The organism is Pseudomonas cichorii (genome assembly GCF_019719005.1).
Classification (GTDB): domain Bacteria; phylum Pseudomonadota; class Gammaproteobacteria; order Pseudomonadales; family Pseudomonadaceae; genus Aquipseudomonas; species Aquipseudomonas cichorii_E.
In genome coordinates this window covers 1-17,775 of sequence record NZ_JAIGPJ010000059.1, presented here as the reverse complement: position 1 = coordinate 17,775, position 17,775 = coordinate 1, and the positions used below count along the sequence as shown (strand labels likewise).

Genomic DNA, 17,775 nt, shown 5'->3' with positions numbered 1-17,775 from the left:
GGACGAATTCCTTCCCCAAACATCCCCTCCGCAAATGAACCCCCCCCCACCACCAGCGCAAGACACAAGACATAAAAAAACGCCCCCGGCCTTTCGACCGGGGGCGTTTTTCATTCAGCCGGGGCTAGATATCAAGCCTTGGCTTTCTTGGCAGCGCGGGTACGCTCGCTTTCGTCGAGGATCTTCTTGCGAAGACGGATCGACTTTGGAGTGACTTCGCACAGCTCGTCGTCCTGGATGAATTCCAGAGCCTGTTCCAGAGTGAAACGAACAGGTGGAACCAGAGCGATGGTTTCGTCTTTACCCGAAGCACGCATGTTGTCGAGCTTCTTGCCCTTGGTAGGGTTGACGCCCAGGTCGTTGTCACGGCTGTTCAGACCAACGATCTGACCGTTGTAGATTTCCTGACCGTGCTCAACAAACAGCTTGCCGCGCGCTTGCAGGGTTTCCAGGGAGTAGGTCAGTGCCTTGCCGGTTTCAACCGAAACCAGAACGCCGTTCTGACGGCCGGACATGTCGCCGGACTTCATCACGTCGTAACGGTCGAAGATCGAGGTCAGGATGCCTGCACCGGAGGTCAGGGTCAGGAACTCGTTACGGAAACCGATCAGGCCACGAGCCGGGATGTTGTACTCAAGGCGAACACGACCCTTGCCATCCGGGACCATGTTGGTCAGGTCGCCTTTACGCAGACCCATTTGCTCCATGATCGAGCCTTGTGCATCTTCCGGCAGGTCGATGGTGACGTTTTCGTACGGTTCGTGTTTCACGCCGTCAACCAGACGGATGATCACTTCCGGACGACCTACGGCCATTTCGAAGCCTTCGCGACGCATGGTTTCGATCAGAACCGAGAGGTGCAGCTCACCACGGCCGGAAACCTTGAACTTGTCAGCCGAGTCGCCTTCTTCAACGCGCAGAGCAACGTTGTACAGCAGCTCTTTGTCCAGACGTTCCTTGATGTTACGGCTGGTGACGAACTTGCCTTCCTTACCGCAGAAAGGCGAGTCGTTGACCTGGAAGGTCATCGAAACGGTAGGTTCGTCAACGGTCAACGGCACCATTGCTTCCACGTTCAGCGGGTCGCACAGGGTGTCGGAGATGAACAGCGAATCCATACCGCTGATGCAAACGATGTCGCCAGCTGCGGCTTCTTCAACGTCGATGCGATGCAGACCGTGGTGGCCCATCAGCTTCAGGATACGACCGTTACGGCGTTTGCCGTCGGCGCTGACCGCTACAACCGGAGTGTTCGGCTTGACGCGACCACGAGCGATACGGCCAACACCGATAACACCCAGGAAGCTGTTGTAGTCCAGAGCGGAGATCTGCATCTGGAACGGACCGTCACGGTCAACAGACGGCGCAGGTACGTTGTCGACGATCGACTGGTACAGCGGGGTCATGTCTTCAGCCATGTCGGTGTGGTCCAGACCGGCAATACCGTTCAGGGCCGAGGCGTAGACGACTTTGAAGTCCAGCTGTTCTTCGGTGGCACCCAGGTTGTCGAACAGGTCGAAGATCTGGTCCAGAACCCAGTCAGGACGCGCGCCTGGACGGTCAACCTTGTTGATGACCACGATTGGACGCAGGCCGGCTTCGAAAGCCTTCTTGGTCACGAAACGGGTTTGCGGCATAGGGCCGTCCTGAGCGTCAACCAGCAGCAGAACGGAGTCAACCATCGACATCACGCGCTCTACTTCACCGCCGAAGTCGGCGTGGCCCGGGGTGTCCACGATGTTGATGTGGTAGCCGTTCCAGTTGATCGCGGTGTTCTTCGCGAGAATGGTAATACCGCGCTCTTTCTCCTGGTCGTTGGAGTCCATGACGCGCTCGTCGTTGAGCTCGTTACGCTCCAGAGTGCCGGACTGACGCAGCAGTTTGTCTACCAGGGTGGTTTTGCCATGGTCAACGTGAGCAATGATGGCGATGTTACGTAGATTTTCGATCACTTGTGTATCTCGATCAGAGGATTCGGTGAGCTGACTGTGGTCAGGCAGCAATTAACATTGAGTCGGCAAAAGCCGTTACGGCTTGACGACTGGTGTCGGGGGGCCGGTGACGCAAGCCACAGGCAAACAGCCCCGGGCACTTAGCTCGGTCGATAAACGCGCACATTGGCATGCCCCTCACTGAGCAGATGGTGAGCATGCAGGCGACTCATGACGCCTTTGTCGCAATACAACAGGTACTGGCGCGTGTTATCCAGTTCCTTGAAGCGGCTGTTCAATGCATAGAACGGCAGCGTCTGTATCTCTACGCCCGGCACTTGCAACGGCTGATCTTCCTGGGCATCCGGATGACGGATGTCGATGACGACCTGACCGGCCAGCGCCTGGCTGACTTCTTCTATTTCGACATTCTGGCTCAGATCGTCGATCACCCGATCGACGGTCACCAGCCTGGCACGTTCGAGCGCTCGCTCGAGAACAGCCATGTCGAACTGTTTCTCTTCATACTCAACGCGATTACGCTTGGCGTTGGTCTTGGGGTTGACCGAAATCACCCCGCAATATTCAGGCATGTGCCGGGCGAAGTCGGCCGTGCCGATTTCAGTCGCCAGATCGACGATATCCTGCTTGTGGCTGGCAATCAGCGGTCGCAGCACCAGTTTTTCGGTGGCCGAGTCGATGACCGACAGATTGGGCAGCGTCTGGCTGGACACCTGCGAAATCGCTTCGCCGGTCACCAGCACATCGATTTCGAGACGGTCGGCAACAGATGAGGCAGCGCGCAACATCATACGCTTCAAAACTACACCCATATGACTGTTATCGACTTTCTGCAGAATTTCTCCCAGAACTTCTTCGAAAGGTACGCTTACAAACAGCACTCTCTGGGAGCTGCCGTACTTCTTCCAGATGAAGTGGGCGACTTCCATCACACCCAGCTCATGGGCACGACCACCCAGATTGAAGAAGCAGAAGTGCGCCATCAGGCCACGACGCATGATCTGGTAGGCCGCCACGGTCGAGTCGAAACCGCCGGACATCAGCACCAGTGTCTGTTCAAGCGCGCCCAGCGGATAACCACCCATGCCAGTGTGCTGGTCATGAATGACAAACAGACGCTGGTCGCGAATTTCCATGCGCACCACGAGTTCGGGCTTGCGCAGCTCGATACCCGCGGCGCCGCATTGCTGGCGCAACTTGCTGCCGACGTACTTCTCGACGTCCATGGAGCTGAAATCGTGCCGTCCCGCACGCTTGCAGCGCACGGAAAACATCTTGCCCGGCAGCAGGTCGCCGTAATGCATCTTGCACTTGGCAACGATGTCATCCAGATCGCCCAGCGGGTATTCGGCAACCTGCAGGAAATTGGCGATGCCCGGCATGCAGCTCAGGCGCTCGGTGATGCCCTGCAGGACCTTTGGATCGGTCAGCCTTGTTTCGACCTCGAGGTTGTCCCATACGCCACCCACGACAATGTCCGCGTCCAGTTCACGGAGCACGGTACGAATGTTCTTGGCCAGCTGGCGGATGAACTTCTTGCGCACCGGCGGGCTTTTGATGGTGATTTCGGGAAAAACTTTGACGATTAGTTTCATGGAAACGGTACGTGAGGTGCCGGCCGAAAAAGGGGGGCGCGGATTATAGCGGAAATTGCTCAAGGTTTAACCAGTTATCGTACTACCAATCATCAGCGCACTAAAAAGGCACGTCTCAGCATTTTAAAGCACCACAATAGTGCGTCATTTTGCCGATAAATCCATTTTCGCCCCCGAAAAGGCCTTGTTTGGGGCAAAAAACCCAACACGGGGCACTGGCATGCAATTTGCTCCCTTGTGAGGCAGGTTGCCTTGGCAGAGTATCTGCGCCGGCATCACCCAAATTTAAGGGGCCACAACCATAACCAGGCCCTAGCCACCCGGAGGACACCATGTCGAAGTCGGTTCAACTCATCAAAGATCATGACGTTAAATGGATTGATCTGCGCTTCACTGACACCAAAGGCAAGCAGCAACACGTCACCATGCCAGCTCGCGATGCGCTGGACGACGACTTCTTTGAAGTCGGCAAGATGTTCGACGGTTCCTCCATTGAAGGCTGGAAAGGTATCGAAGCCTCCGACATGATCCTGCTGCCGGACGACAGCTCCGCAGTTCTGGACCCGTTCACCGAAGAGCCGACCCTGATCCTGGTCTGCGACATCATCGAACCTTCGACCATGCAAGGCTATGACCGCGACCCACGCGCCATCGCCCACCGCGCCGAGGAATACCTGAAGTCCACCGGTATCGGTGACACCGTATTCGTTGGTCCGGAGCCAGAATTCTTCATCTTCGACTCGGTCAAGTACAAGTCCGACATCTCCGGCTCCATGTTCAAGATCTTCTCCGAGCAAGGCTCGTGGATGACTGACCAGGACGTGGAAGGCGGCAACAAAGGCCACCGTCCAGGTATCAAAGGCGGCTACTTCCCGGTTCCACCGGTCGACCACGACCACGAAATCCGTACTGCCATGTGCAACGCGCTGGAAGAGATGGGTCAGGTCGTCGAAGTTCACCACCACGAAGTGGCAACTGCCGGCCAGAACGAAATCGGCGTGAAGTTCAACACCCTGGTTGCCAAGGCTGACGAAGTTCAGACCCTCAAGTATGTCGTGCACAACGTTGCCGACGCTTACGGTCGCACCGCTACCTTCATGCCCAAGCCTCTGTACGGCGATAACGGTTCGGGTATGCACGTTCACATGTCCATCGCCAAAGATGGCAAGAACACCTTCGCTGGCGAAGGCTATGCCGGCCTGTCCGACACAGCTCTGTACTTCATCGGCGGTATCATCAAGCACGGTAAGGCTCTGAACGGCTTCACCAACCCGTCGACCAACTCCTACAAGCGTCTGGTCCCGGGCTTCGAAGCTCCGGTCATGCTGGCCTACTCGGCTCGCAACCGTTCCGCTTCGATCCGTATTCCTTACGTCTCCAGCCCTCGTGGCCGTCGTATCGAAGCCCGCTTCCCGGATCCGGCAGCCAACCCGTACCTGGCGTTCGCTGCACTGTTGATGGCTGGCCTGGACGGCATCCAGAACAAGATCCACCCTGGCGACGCAGCTGACAAAAACCTGTATGACCTGCCGCCAGAAGAGGCCAAAGGCATTCCACAAGTTTGCGGCAGCCTGAAAGAAGCTCTGGAAGAGCTGGACAAAGGTCGTGCGTTCCTGACCAAAGGCGGCGTTTTCAGCGACGACTTCATCGACGCTTACATCGAGCTGAAAAGCGAAGAAGAAATCAAGGTACGTACTTTCGTACACCCACTGGAATACGAGCTGTACTACAGCTGCTGATCCAGTCGCGCCAGCGGTAATGGCGTAATGAGGCCTCCTTCGGGAGGCCTTTTTAATGCCTGTAGATTTTGTATGCAGGTAGTAAATACTTAGTGCATGACCATTCGGTCTTTCTGGAATTCTTGCGTTTCGCCCTGCAATTGATCAGTGCAAAACCGAGGTTTCCATGAATATCAAAACCCTTTTGTCCATCGCCTGCCTTTTGCCCTTCAGCCTTGCTTTCGCCAGCAACGCAATGGAGAACGAAAACCAGCCCACAGCCGTGACATTGCTCAAATCCACCCAGTCATGGGACGGGACACTCTACAAGGCTTATCCCGAAGGCCAGCCGGAGCTGAGCATTCTCAAAATCACCATTCCAGCAAACAGCGCATTGAAATGGCACCAGCACCCGATTCCAAACGCAGTTTATGTACTTTCCGGCGAATTGACGGTGGAGCTGGAGGGAGGCGAAAAGTCCATTCGCATCAAAGCAGGTGACACACTGGCCGAAGTCGTGGATATCATTCACCGCGGCAAGAGCGGCAATACACCGGTCGAACTCGTCGTGTTCTATGCTGGAGCCGCTGGAACACCGTTATCGCACTAAACAGCCATGCCTCGTATTGCCACTGGCTCTGGTCGATGACCTGGAGTTAAATCTGCGCTCCACCCACAGACTCGAGATGGAACTGCCATGCGCCTGCTTCTGGCCACTTCACTATTGACTCTGACGTGCATATCTCCAGGCATCGCTCTCGCCGCCGAACAGAAACCATCACCCCTTGAACCTTTGCTGCAAGCCATCAGCGAGCGCCTGACCATTGCCGATCAGGTTGCCCTGAGCAAATGGGACAGTGGCAAGGCTGTCGAAGATCCACCTCGCGAGCAGCAGGTCATCAGTGCCGCTCAGGCCCGTGCCGCCGAATTCAAACTCAGTCCCGACGATGTTCAACGGCTGTTTCGCGCTCAGATAGAAGCCAACAAACGCGTGCAGAACGCCCTGCTCGAACAGTGGCACACGGCAGGCAAGGCACCCGATACCGCACGCCAGAGCCTGGTCGACGACATCCGCCCCAGACTGGATCGACTGCAGACCGAATTGCTGCGCGCCTATGCCGGTTTCCAGCCGGTCCGCGCCTCGGACAACTGTCGGACACTGCTGGATGCCGCACTCAAACATCACCGCACCGACCCGATTCACGATCAGGCACTCGTACTTGCCACCACGGATCTGTGCGCTGCGAAACTGTAAGCCTGACCGCCCGGCCGAAGTGTTCTATGCTGACGACCTTCCCTTTGCTGCCGAGAGCCTCATGCGCCGAAGCCTCATCTGCCTGTTCCTATTGATCAGCCTGCCTGCCGTGGCACAGATCTATAAGTACACCGATGCGAATGGCAATACCGCGTTCAGCAATCAGCCGCCCAACGGCATCAAGACCGAGGTCGTCGAGTTACCGCCACTCAACAGCGTGGAAACCCGGGTTCCCGCCACACCAGCCACGAACACCGCACCACACCCGACGAGCACACAGACGCAGCCTCGGGACGCATACAGCACACTGGAACTGACCGACCTGCCGACAGACGAAGCATTGCGCGCCAATAACGGCACCTTCACGGTGGGCGTGAAGATTCAGCCGCGCCTGCACCCCGGCCACCAGCTCCAGTTGCTGGTGGATGGCAACCCTTACGGAACACCCACCAATATTCCTCGCCTTCAGGTGGTGAATATCGACCGGGGTGAACACAGTTTTGCGGTCGTGGTGCTGGATTCCCAACGTGTCGTCCAGCAAAGCCAGACAATCACCCTCACCGTGCAGCGCGTCCATGTCAACCGACCCTGAACGACACCTGCTCCATGGCCTGCTGATGTGCCTGTTGCTGCTGACAGCCTTGCCGTCAGCCGCTGACGTCTATACCTACATCGATGCCAACGGCAACCGGGTATTCACCGATCAGCCGCGCAAGAATGCCAAGCGCGTGGAGATACCGCCCAGCAACAACATGACGGGCACACCACCCGCCCGCCCCTATCAGGCAGTACCCGCAAAACCCAAGGCCAAGTCGATATTTCGCTATCAACTGCTGCGGGTTCTGGTGCCCGAACCGGACGGAACAGTACGCAGCACCAGCGGCGACGTCATCGTGACCGTCACCAGCGAGCCGGCTCTCCAGCCAGGCCATAATTATCGCCTGTTTCTGGATGGCCAACCCACAGGCCAGCCCGGACGCAGCCCGGTCATCCCGCTGAGCAATCTTGATCGGGGTACGCACCAGCTATCGGTAGAGATAGTCGATGAGTACGACCGCGTGCTGGAAAAAACGCCCAACCAGCCCTTCCACATGCTGCGCACCTCACTGGCGCAAAAACGCAAAGCCAACCCCTGCCAGCTCCCCGAGTACGGTGTACGTCCCGAGTGCCCGATCAAGGACAAACCCGAGGAAGAAAACAGCATCCTGCCTTTTTTCTAGGCATAAAAGACCATCCCGCCAACAAGGCACCTTAATGGTGCATCATGTACTTCAGTACGCCTCAAGACAGCCCAATATGGTTCAGAAATGACTGTCGCATGGCGCCTTATGTGAGCACCAATCCAAAAAAGGCCCGATTTTGCGAATTAAACGCTTCTTTTCGGAGCCTTGGTTTGGTTCTTGCAACTTCGCTTGCACAGCACCCCGTTAAGCACCGTATCAGTGGCTTTGCTGATGCTGGCCAGGACGGCTCAGCCCTGCACCTCCGCGATTGCAATGTGCCAAAAGAGGTCAACAAGATTCATGACTATCAGCGACGCGCTGCACCGTCTGTTATTGGATAACCTGACCACTGCCACCATTCTGCTCAATGCCGATCTGCGCCTTGAGTACATGAACCCGGCAGCGGAAATGCTGCTGGCCATCAGTGGTCAGCGCAGCCATGGACAATTCATCAGCGAACTGTTCACCGAGTCCGCCGAAGCACTCAGTTCGCTTCGTCAGGCCGTGGAGCAGGCCCACCCTTTCACCAAACGCGAAGCCATGCTTACTGCACTGACCGGTCAGACCCTGACCGTCGACTATGCGGTAACACCTATCCTCAACAAGGGCGAAACCCTGTTGCTGCTTGAAGTTCATCCTCGTGATCGCCTGCTGCGCATCACCAAGGAAGAAGCCCAGTTGTCCAAGCAGGAAACCACCAAGATGCTGGTGCGTGGTCTGGCTCACGAAATCAAGAACCCCCTCGGCGGAATTCGCGGCGCGGCCCAGTTGCTGTCCCGCGAGCTGCCCGAAGAAAGCCTCAAGGACTACACCAACGTCATCATCGAAGAGGCCGATCGCCTGCGTAATCTGGTCGACCGGATGCTGGGCTCCAACAAGCTGCCTTCGCTGGCCATGACCAATGTGCACGAGGTACTTGAGCGGGTCAGCAGTCTGGTCGAGGCAGAAACCCAAGGGTGCATCACGCTGGTGCGCGACTATGATCCAAGCATCCCGGACGTTCTGATCGACCGTGAACAAATGATTCAGGCCGTACTCAATATCGTACGCAACGCGATGCAGGCCATCGGCAGTCAGAACGAGCTGCGCCTGGGACGAATCACCCTGCGCACCCGCGCCATGCGCCAGTTCACCATCGGGCACATTCGCCATCGGCTGGTGAGCAAGATCGAAATCATCGACAACGGCCCCGGTATTCCGGCCGAACTTCAGGAAACCATTTTCTACCCCATGGTCAGTGGCCGCCCGGACGGTACGGGGCTCGGTCTTGCCATTACCCAGAACATCATTAGCCAGCACCAGGGGCTGATCGAATGTGAGAGCCATACCGGCCACACCACTTTCTCGATCTTCCTGCCGCTGGAACAAGGAGCCGCTTCGCCATGAGCCGTAGTGAAACTGTCTGGATCGTAGATGACGATCGTTCCATCCGCTGGGTACTGGAAAAGGCCCTGCAACAGGAAGGCATGACCACACAAAGCTTCGATAGCGCGGATGGGGTGATGAGTCGCCTGGCCCGTCAGCAACCGGACGTGATCATTTCCGACATCCGCATGCCCGGTGCCAGCGGCCTGGATCTGTTGGCCCGGATTCGCGAGCAGCATCCGCGCCTGCCAGTGATCATCATGACCGCCCACTCGGACCTGGACAGCGCCGTGGCGTCGTATCAGGGCGGTGCCTTCGAGTACCTGCCCAAACCGTTCGACGTCGACGAAGCCGTCTCGCTGGTCAAGCGTGCCAACCAGCACGCTCAGGAGCAGCAAGGTCTGGACGCAGCGCCAACCCTGACCCGCACCCCGGAAATCATTGGTGAAGCCCCTGCGATGCAGGAAGTGTTTCGTGCCATCGGGCGTTTGAGCCACTCCAACATCACCGTGCTGATCAATGGCGAGTCGGGCACTGGTAAAGAGCTGGTCGCCCACGCTCTGCACCGCCACAGCCCGCGTTCGGCTTCGCCGTTCATTGCGCTGAACATGGCGGCGATTCCCAAGGATCTGATGGAGTCGGAGCTGTTTGGCCACGAAAAAGGCGCCTTCACCGGCGCGGCCAACCTGCGTCGCGGTCGCTTCGAGCAGGCAGATGGCGGCACGCTGTTCCTCGATGAAATCGGTGACATGCCTGCCGATACCCAAACGCGCCTGTTGCGTGTACTGGCTGACGGCGAGTTCTATCGGGTTGGCGGCCATACGCCGGTCAAGGTCGACGTGCGCATCATTGCCGCGACTCACCAGAATCTGGAAACCCTGGTGCAGGCCGGCAAGTTCCGTGAAGACTTGTTCCACCGCCTGAACGTGATCCGCATCCATATTCCACGCATGTCGGACCGTCGCGAAGACATTCCGACCCTGGCCAAACACTTCCTGAGCCGCGCCGCGCAGGAACTGGCGGTCGAGCCAAAACTGCTCAAGGCCGAGACCGAGGAATACCTCAAGCACTTGCCATGGCCGGGTAACGTTCGCCAACTGGAGAACACCTGCCGCTGGATCACGGTCATGGCTTCAGGACGTGAAGTACATATCAGCGACCTGCCACCCGAACTGCTCAGCCTGCCGCAAGATGCCGCGCCGGTCACCAACTGGGAACAGGCATTGCGTCAGTGGGCCGACCAGGCCTTGTCACGCGGGCAATCGAGCCTGCTGGACAGCGCCGTGCCGACCTTCGAGCGCATCATGATCGAAACCGCCCTCAAGCACACAGCAGGTCGCCGTCGCGACGCCGCCGTGCTGCTGGGCTGGGGCCGCAACACCCTGACCCGCAAGATCAAGGAACTGGGCATGAAGGTCGATGGCGGGGATGACGATGAAGGGGATGAGGGCTAAACCACCACTCCCCGGCAGGAGCGAATTCATTCGCTCCTGCCCCATCGAGAGATTACTGCGCCAGCGAAGGCTTCGCCCAAAGGTTGATCCCGCCTTCCACGGCAAAACGATCGATCTCGGCCAGTTCCTCGCTGCTGAACTCAAGGTTCTTCAACGCACCAACGTTCTCGATGATCTGCTCCGGACGGCTGGCACCGATCAGGGCTGACGTCACACGCGGATCACGCAGCGTCCAGGCCAGTGCCATCTGTGCCAGGCTCTGACCGCGACGTTTGGCGATCTCGTTGAGTGCCCGTACATGGGCAATGTTCTCTTCGGACAAATGCGAAGCCTGCAACGAACCACCACCCGGACGATTGACCCGAGCGTCCTGTGGCACGCCATTCAGATACTTGTCCGACAGCAGCCCTTGAGCCAGCGCGGTAAAGGCAATCACGCCAGTGCCCAGTTCTTCAGTGGTATCCAGCAGATCCTTCTCGACCCAGCGATTGAGCAGGTTGTAAGCCGGCTGATGAATCAACAGCGGCACCTTCCACTCTTTCAGCAGCGCAGCGATCTCGCGGGTTTTCGAGCCTGAGTAGGAAGAAATACCGATGTACAGCGCCTTGCCCTGCTGCACGGCGGTGGCCAGTGCGCCAGCGGTTTCTTCCAGCGGCGTGTCCGGGTCGAAGCGGTGGGAATAGAAGATATCCACATAATCGAGGCCCAGACGCTGCAGGCTCTGATCGAGGCTGGCCAGCACGTATTTGCGTGAGCCGCCGCCCTGCCCGTATGGCCCAGGCCACATGTCCCAACCCGCCTTGGTAGAGATGATCAGCTCGTCACGGTACTGCTTGAAGTCTTCACGCAGCAGCCGCCCAAAATTGACCTCGGCACTGCCATAGGGCGGGCCATAGTTGTTGGCCAGGTCGAAATGGTTGATGCCCAGATCGAATGCAGTGCGTAGCATGGCGCGCTGGGTTTCGATGGGTGTGCTGTCACCAAAGTTGTGCCAAAGACCAAGCGAGAGAGCCGGCAACACCAGCCCACTGCGACCGGTACGGCGATAGGGCATGTCGTTATAGCGGTTTTCGGCAGCGATATAGGTCATTGAATCTTCTCTTGTAAATTGGTTTCGGATGGCTTTTTCGCGAATGAATTCATTCGCGAACTCCTCCCTTCAATACAGCCTGCTGTACATCGACCCGCTTGGGCACCAGTCGGTTCTCGTAGAACAGATCGGCGGTGGCCTGTTGGGCGCGGATGATTTCGGGCGTGATCGGCAGGCTGGGTGACTCTGGACGATGGTCGATGTACTGGGCGATCACGGCTTCAGGCAAGCCCATGCTGCGCACCAGGATCTGAATGCTCTCGGCCCGCTGAGTGCGGGTCAGCGCATCGGCGGCGCTCAGTTCATCCAGGACTTGCTGAACGAAAACCCCGTTGCTCTCGGCATAGGCTCGACGAGCAGTATAGATAGGCCCCGACAATCCAAGCCCTTCGCCATTGGCCAGCACCCGGCTATGACCTTCGTTGATGGCGATGGAGTAGTAAGGGTCCCAGATGGCCCAGGCATCGACACTGCCGTTTTCGAACGCGGCACGGGCATCGGCCGGGGTCAGGTAGATCGGCTGAATATCCTTGAAGCTCAAACCTGCCTTGTTCAAGGCACGCAGCACAAGGTTGTGAGCACTGGAGCCTTTTTGCAGCGCGACCTTGCGGCCTTTCAGGTCAGTCACGCCTTTGAGCGGGCTGTCGTTGCGCACCAGAATGGTTTCGGCTTGCGGCTTGGCCGGCTCGGCACCGATGTACACCAGATCGGCACCCGCCACCTGAGCGAAGATCGGCGGAATGTCACCGGTCGAAGCGATATCCAGACTGCCGATATTCAGGGCCTCAAGCATCTGCGGCCCGGCAGGAAACTCGATCCACTTGATCTGGGTATTGGCGAAGCGCTTCTCCAGCAAGCCGTGCTCCTTGGCCAGTACCAGTGTGATGGAGCCTTTCTGATAACCGATGCGCAGCGCGTCAGGCTCCTTGGCGATAGCGGTATTGAACACCCCGCACAAGGTCAGGGCGGCGGCGATGAATGCCAGTGGTTTCATGAACGTTTTCCTTGTGAATAGAGCCATCGTCGTAGGAGCGAATTCATTCGCGAGGGGCCGGAACACCCGACGAAAATGTGTCGCCGGGAATACCATCTCGCGGATGAGCGGAGCGCCGCCCGATCCGCTCCTACAGTTTTCGGTTACTCGAACCGGTTCGACGGCCTTTGCAGCCCGAGGTTTTCACGCAGGGTCGAGCCCTCGTATTCGGTGCGGAACAATCCGCGGCGTTGCAGCTCAGGCACCAACAGACGAGCCACATCTTCCAGGCCTCCCGGCAGGTGCGGCACCAGCACGTTGAAGCCATCGGCGGCACCTTGCTCGAACCAGGCCTGTAGCTCATCGGCGATCTGCGTCGGCGTGCCGATCAGGCTGTAATGCCCTCGGCCACCGGCAATTCGCCGACCCAGTTGTGCAAGGTTCAGGTTTTCCTTTTCGGCCAGATCAGTCAGCAGCTTTTGCCGACTGCGCTGACCGCTGTCGGTCAATGGCAACTCCGGCAACGGCCCGTCCAGCGGATAGCCCGACAGATCGAAATTGCCCAGCATGCGGCCCAGCAAGGCCACGCCCACGTGAGGGTCGACCAGATCCTGAAACGACTCGAATTTTGCCTTGGCCTCAGCCTCGGTTTCAGCCACAACGATAAACACACCGGGCATGATTTTCAGCGAGTCGGCACTGCGCCCGTAAGCCTTCAGCCGCCCCTTGATATCGGCGTAGAACGCCTGGGCACCGGCCAGTGAAGTCTGGGCCGTGAAGACCACTTCAGCCGTCTGCGCCGCCAGATCCCGACCGACCTCCGAAGAGCCCGCCTGCACCACGACAGGCTGACCTTGCGGAGAACGCGCCACATTCAGCGGGCCTTTGACCTTGAAGTGTTCGCCGTGATGGTCGAGCACATGCAGCTTGGCGGGGTCGTAATATTCCCCGCTGGCCTTGTCGCGGATAAAGGCGTCGTCCGCCCAGCTGTCCCAGAGCCCGGTCACCACCTGATGAAACTCCCGGGCACGGCTGTAGCGCTCGGCGTGTCCCACGTGTTCTTCACGGCCAAAGTTCCGGGCTTCGGCGGCGGCATCGGAAGTCACCAGATTCCAGCCGGCTCGCCCACCGGACAAATGATCCAGCGAGGCGAACTTGCGGGCGACGTGGTAAGGCTCGTTATAGGTCGTGGTCGCCGTTGCAATCAGGCCGATGTGCTCGGTCACCGCGCTCAAGGCCGACAGCAGCGTCAGCGGCTCGAAATGATCGGAGCGCGCCATGTGACTGGCGATATCCCCGGTCGCTGCAGCCACACTGTCAGCCACGAACAATGCGTCGAACCGCGCCTCTTCCGCCACCTTGGCCAGATGCTTGTAGTGCTTGATATCAAGCCCTGCATTGGCCGGAACATCCGGGTGACGCCAGGCCGCCACATGATGCCCGGTGGCCATTAGAAACGCGCCCAATTTCAACTGACGAGCGGACTCGCTCATAACCAACTCCTTACCGATTCATTGAGGGTTGTTGCACGCAACGGCTCAAAAATCCTTACGCAACTGCACACCGAAATAACGTTCATCATCACGCGGTACTGCACGGTAGATGTAGTTCCCGCCAGTGGCCAGCAGCGGCGAGTACGACTTGTCAGCGAGGTTCTTGCCCAGCAAGGCTACACGCCAGCCTGCGTTGTAATCCGCCAGGGCAACGCTTGCGTTCCAGATACCGTAAGCGCCTTGTTTGGTGTCGGCGTTCTGGCTGATGTCGTACTGCACTTCGCTCTGCCAGCTGTAATCGGTGCCCAGTTCGATGTCCAGACCGTTATCCAGCGGGATGGTGTAGTCAGCACGAACGTAGCTTTTCCAGTCAGGGCTGTAGGGCAAGGTCTTGCCATCGACGTTGCAGGACGCCGCCGCACCGGCCGGGCATGCGAAGCTGTCGATGCGCGCCTTGGTGTACGCCACCGCACCGGAAATTTTCAGGTTGGTGGTGGCCTGCAAGGCGTAGTCGAGTTCGACGCCTTCAGTGCTGACACTGCCGGCGTTGATCAGGCGCGTTACCACTTGCCCGGCCACGCTGTCGAAGAAGTTCGCCTGATAGTTGTCGTACTCGCTGCGGAACACGGCCAGGTTGGTGGTCAGGCGGTTGTTCCAGGTGGTGGCCTTGATGCCGACTTCCCAGGTGTTGGAGGTTTCAGGCTTGAGCGCATCGGTGTCGCGCGGCTGCATGTTGAAGAACACGTTATAGGCCGGGCCTTTGTAGCCACGCGAATAAGTGACATAGGTGGTTACCGCATCGCTGAGGTCGTATTGCAGACCCAGGCGACCGGACTTGCCATCTTCATCCACTGTACCCGAGCTGCTGGTGGCCGGCTGAATGCCGCTGACCGTGGTGGCCGAGGTGGAGACACGACGGTGATCGTATTCCAGCTTGTCGTGGGTCCAGCGCAGACCGGCAATGGCACGGAAATCAGGCGTGAAGTTGAAGGTAGTTTCACCAAATACCGAGTAGCTTTCGCTGGTGGTGCTGTAGTCGGCGACGCCTCGGTTCTGGGTGGTTGGCGTGATCAGGGTGCGCTGATAGGTTTCATCGCTCTTGCCATGCATGTAGAACAGGCCACCGACATACTCCAGGAACTCACCTTTGGGCGAAGCCAGGCGCAGTTCCTGAGAATACTGGTTGTACTCCAGCTGGCCCTTGTCTTCGGTGCCGGGGAACGCGGCGGTGATGGTGCCCAGACGGTCGCCATCCTGATACTGGGTGTTGTCCCAGCCACGCCAGGCCGTGATGGACGTCAGGGTGTAATCGCCCAGCTTCCAGTCCAGTTGGCCGGACAAGCCTTTGTTGACGTCGTCTACATGGCTGCGGTAATCGCTGTTCACATCGCGGTTGTCGCTGTCGGCCCGCACAGGCGACAAGGCGTTGCTGAACGCTGGCAACAGCGACTTGCTGACCACGCCGTTTGGCGCGTCGTCATGGGCCTGCATGTAGTCGGCGATCAGGGTGAATGTCACGTCGTCATTCGGGGTGAACTCCAGCTTGCCCCGTGCGCCCTTGCGGTTATAGCCATTGACTTCGTGGCCATTGAGCTTGTTGTCGACGTTGCCGTCGTAGCTGCCGAACAGGGTTGTGATCGAGCCCTTGAGGGTCTGCGGGATCAGGCTGCCGCCAATACCGAAGCGCGTGCGGCTTTCATTTCCGCTGAAATAGGACTGATCGATATAACCATGTGTCTCTTCGGTGGGCGCCTTGGTGACCACGTTGAGCACACCGGCCGAAGCGTTCTTGCCGAAGAGCGTGCCCTGAGGGCCGCGCAGGACTTCGATGCGTTCCAGGTCCAGCAGGTCCAGCGTGGCCTGGCCTGGGCGACCGAGCACAACACCGTCGATGACCGTCGCAACGGTCGGCTCGACGCCCGGCGATGTGGAAATAGTGCCCACGCCACGAATGAACAGCGACGTGTCCTTGTTGGAGGCGCCGGTGCGGAAGTTCAGGGTCGGGATCTGCTGCACGATGCTGGAAACACCATTGCGGTTGTCGCGCTCCAGTTGCTCGCCCTCCACCACGGAAACTGCAACAGGCACCTTCTGCAACGACTCTTCGCGGCGCGTGGCGGTCACGGTGACCGCCTTGAGCGTTGGAGCCTCGGCGTTCTGCGTGGCTTCGGTTTCAGCCATCGCCGGAGCCAGCGGCATCGCCGCCAGGCTCATCAGCAGCATGCCGCAACGACGTCCCCGCGCCGTATTGGCCTGGCCGACGGCTTGCGCCAGAAGGTTGTGTTTGACGCTATCCCCAAGAGTTGTGTGCATCTGCGTGCCTGCCTGATATGTGCCCTGGTCGGTCAGTGTTCAAGCACTGACGTCTGAAATTGCCGGCTAAACAGGTTCGGGGCATTCGCGGTGGCGAGTAGCAGACAAACCATCTTGTTAGCGCTAACATCGCCAGTATCAGTAACCGACACATAGATCGTCAAATACTGAAAAATTACCTTTATATTCTTTTTTCTTTTATACGAAGTGACTGCCCATGGCTGATGACATCCCTGCGACACGCAAACGCCGAGGCGCAGGCCGCGTGACCATCACAGGCGTGGCAAAGCAGGCAGGTGTTTCGGCCATTACCGTGTCGCGTTATTTCAACCAGCCGGATCAGGTGTCCCCAGAGTTGCGCGAGCGTATCGCCGCGGCGGTCAATCAGCTCGGCTACGTGCCCAATCTGGTCGCAGGCGGCCTGGCCTCGGCGCGCAGTCGGGTCGTAGCCATGGTGATCCCCAACATCTCCGGCCCGATCTTCGCCAACACCATTCAGGGTTTCAGCGACACCTTGAGCAAACACGGCTTCCAGCTGCTGCTGGCTTCCAGCTATTTCTCCACCGAACAGGAAGAAAGCGCGGTGCGGGCGTTTCTCGGCTGGTCACCGGCTGCACTGGTGCTGACCAGTCGCTTTCACAGCGAAGCCACAGAAAAGATGATCGAGCAGGCTGATATCCCGGTGATCGAAACCTGGGACCACCAGCCAGGCCGCAGTCCGATCCAGATCGGGTTCTCGCATTACGACGTAGGCGTCAGCGCTACCCGCTATCTGCATGGCAAAGGCTACCGACGCATCGCCTTCGTGCAGAACAGCATGGCAGGTGACTTCAGCGCCCTTGAACGCCGTGACGGCTACATCGCAACACTGGAAACCTTCGGCCTCAAGCCAAGGGTGTTCGTCCCGGCGGAAGGAATGGCCCCTTTCGAGGCTGGCAAACAGGCGATGGATACACTCATGAACAGCCCGGACAAACCCGATGCCATCTTCTTCGCCAACGACAACCTGGCCGCCGGTGGATTGCTCGCCAGTCAGCGCGCAGGCCTGCAAATACCAAAGGATTGCGCCGTCATGGGCTTTGGCGACTACGCCTTCGCGCAAATGATGATGCCCAGCCTCAGCACCATCAAACCACCCGCCCTGGAAATCGGCGTCCTCGCCGCACAGCGCGTACTGGAAAGCCTGGGCGTGCTGCCACTGGAAGGGGAAATACAGAGACTGAACCTGCTCGATTGCAGCCTGGTTGAGCGGGAGAGTACGTGACGTGGCAGCTACAAGCTACAAGCTACAAGCTACAAGCTACAAGCTACAAGCTACAAGCTACAAGCTACAAGCTACAAGCT

The 17,775-nt window shown here is 58.4% G+C and carries 14 protein-coding genes; 8 read left to right on the top strand and 6 right to left on the bottom strand.

Annotated features, from left to right (window positions below; genetic code table 11):
• Positions 1–131: 131 nt before the first annotated feature.
• Entirely contained in the window at positions 132–1,952 is a 1,821-nt protein-coding gene (gene typA / locus K5D32_RS25110; RefSeq protein WP_025258114.1) for a translational GTPase TypA, read from the bottom strand.
• Between the two features lie 140 nt (positions 1,953–2,092).
• Positions 2,093–3,547 (bottom strand): tRNA uracil 4-sulfurtransferase ThiI, encoded by a 1,455-nt coding sequence (gene thiI, locus K5D32_RS25105; RefSeq protein ID WP_221602243.1) that lies wholly within the window; start codon positions 3,545–3,547, stop codon positions 2,093–2,095.
• Positions 3,548–3,879: 332 nt separating this feature from the next.
• Between thiI and glnA the strand changes: the two genes are divergently transcribed.
• The 7 genes from glnA (at position 3,880) to ntrC (ending at position 10,562) form a co-directional block, all read left to right on the top strand.
• Positions 3,880–5,286 (top strand): glutamate--ammonia ligase, encoded by a 1,407-nt coding sequence (glnA, locus tag K5D32_RS25100; protein ID WP_200993975.1) that lies wholly within the window; start codon positions 3,880–3,882, stop codon positions 5,284–5,286.
• 235 nt (positions 5,287–5,521) lie between these two features.
• Entirely contained in the window at positions 5,522–5,875 is a 354-nt protein-coding gene (locus K5D32_RS25095) for a cupin domain-containing protein (protein ID WP_260407537.1), read from the top strand.
• Between the two features lie 87 nt (positions 5,876–5,962).
• Complete coding sequence (locus K5D32_RS25090; protein WP_221577134.1) at positions 5,963–6,520, top strand: chorismate mutase; 558 nt, start codon at positions 5,963–5,965, stop codon at positions 6,518–6,520.
• A gap of 61 nt (positions 6,521–6,581) precedes the next feature.
• Positions 6,582–7,112: a DUF4124 domain-containing protein gene (locus K5D32_RS25085; protein ID WP_221593243.1), complete on the top strand. Its 531-nt coding sequence runs from the start codon at positions 6,582–6,584 to the stop codon at positions 7,110–7,112.
• Positions 7,096–7,740, top strand: coding sequence for a DUF4124 domain-containing protein (locus K5D32_RS25080; RefSeq protein ID WP_221577136.1), 645 nt, complete (start codon positions 7,096–7,098; stop codon positions 7,738–7,740). Before K5D32_RS25085 ends, K5D32_RS25080 begins: the two co-directional genes overlap by 17 nt.
• Positions 7,741–8,043: 303 nt before the next feature.
• Positions 8,044–9,129, top strand: a complete 1,086-nt coding sequence (gene glnL / locus K5D32_RS25075) for a nitrogen regulation protein NR(II) (RefSeq protein WP_025258107.1) — start codon at positions 8,044–8,046, stop codon at positions 9,127–9,129.
• Positions 9,126–10,562: a nitrogen regulation protein NR(I) gene (ntrC, locus tag K5D32_RS25070; RefSeq protein WP_025258106.1), complete on the top strand. Its 1,437-nt coding sequence runs from the start codon at positions 9,126–9,128 to the stop codon at positions 10,560–10,562. The genes glnL and ntrC overlap by 4 nt, the downstream gene beginning before the upstream one ends.
• 52 nt (positions 10,563–10,614) lie before the next feature.
• Here ntrC and mgrA read toward each other — a convergent pair whose 3' ends face one another.
• From mgrA to K5D32_RS25050, 4 genes are all read right to left on the bottom strand, one after another.
• Positions 10,615–11,652, bottom strand: a complete 1,038-nt coding sequence (gene mgrA / locus K5D32_RS25065) for an L-glyceraldehyde 3-phosphate reductase (RefSeq protein WP_221593245.1) — start codon at positions 11,650–11,652, stop codon at positions 10,615–10,617.
• 49 nt (positions 11,653–11,701) lie between these two features.
• Complete coding sequence (locus K5D32_RS25060; protein ID WP_221602241.1) at positions 11,702–12,646, bottom strand: sulfonate ABC transporter substrate-binding protein; 945 nt, start codon at positions 12,644–12,646, stop codon at positions 11,702–11,704.
• Positions 12,647–12,789: 143 nt separating this feature from the next.
• Positions 12,790–14,118: an LLM class flavin-dependent oxidoreductase gene (locus K5D32_RS25055; RefSeq protein WP_221602240.1), complete on the bottom strand. Its 1,329-nt coding sequence runs from the start codon at positions 14,116–14,118 to the stop codon at positions 12,790–12,792.
• 45 nt (positions 14,119–14,163) lie between these two features.
• A complete protein-coding gene (locus K5D32_RS25050) occupies positions 14,164–16,431 on the bottom strand; it encodes a TonB-dependent receptor (RefSeq protein ID WP_216704680.1) in 2,268 nt (755 codons plus the stop codon).
• Between the two features lie 217 nt (positions 16,432–16,648).
• On the opposite strand from K5D32_RS25050, the gene K5D32_RS25045 reads away from it, so the two are divergent.
• Entirely contained in the window at positions 16,649–17,695 is a 1,047-nt protein-coding gene (locus K5D32_RS25045; protein WP_221593248.1) for a LacI family DNA-binding transcriptional regulator, read from the top strand.
• The last annotated feature ends 80 nt before the right edge of the window (positions 17,696–17,775 follow it).

Coding starts and splice junctions, on each gene's coding strand:
- glnL (WP_025258107.1), top strand. CDS start 8,044: ATGACTATCAGCGACGCGCTGCACCGTCTGTTATTGGATAACCTGACC.
- thiI (WP_221602243.1), bottom strand. CDS start 3,547: ATGAAACTAATCGTCAAAGTTTTTCCCGAAATCACCATCAAAAGCCCG.
- glnA (WP_200993975.1), top strand. CDS start 3,880: ATGTCGAAGTCGGTTCAACTCATCAAAGATCATGACGTTAAATGGATT.
- K5D32_RS25095 (WP_260407537.1), top strand. CDS start 5,522: ATGGAGAACGAAAACCAGCCCACAGCCGTGACATTGCTCAAATCCACC.
- K5D32_RS25090 (WP_221577134.1), top strand. CDS start 5,963: ATGCGCCTGCTTCTGGCCACTTCACTATTGACTCTGACGTGCATATCT.
- K5D32_RS25055 (WP_221602240.1), bottom strand. CDS start 14,118: ATGAGCGAGTCCGCTCGTCAGTTGAAATTGGGCGCGTTTCTAATGGCC.
- K5D32_RS25080 (WP_221577136.1), top strand. CDS start 7,096: ATGTCAACCGACCCTGAACGACACCTGCTCCATGGCCTGCTGATGTGC.
- K5D32_RS25060 (WP_221602241.1), bottom strand. CDS start 12,646: ATGAAACCACTGGCATTCATCGCCGCCGCCCTGACCTTGTGCGGGGTG.
- ntrC (WP_025258106.1), top strand. CDS start 9,126: ATGAGCCGTAGTGAAACTGTCTGGATCGTAGATGACGATCGTTCCATC.
- mgrA (WP_221593245.1), bottom strand. CDS start 11,652: ATGACCTATATCGCTGCCGAAAACCGCTATAACGACATGCCCTATCGC.
- K5D32_RS25085 (WP_221593243.1), top strand. CDS start 6,582: ATGCGCCGAAGCCTCATCTGCCTGTTCCTATTGATCAGCCTGCCTGCC.
- K5D32_RS25045 (WP_221593248.1), top strand. CDS start 16,649: ATGGCTGATGACATCCCTGCGACACGCAAACGCCGAGGCGCAGGCCGC.
- K5D32_RS25050 (WP_216704680.1), bottom strand. CDS start 16,431: ATGCACACAACTCTTGGGGATAGCGTCAAACACAACCTTCTGGCGCAA.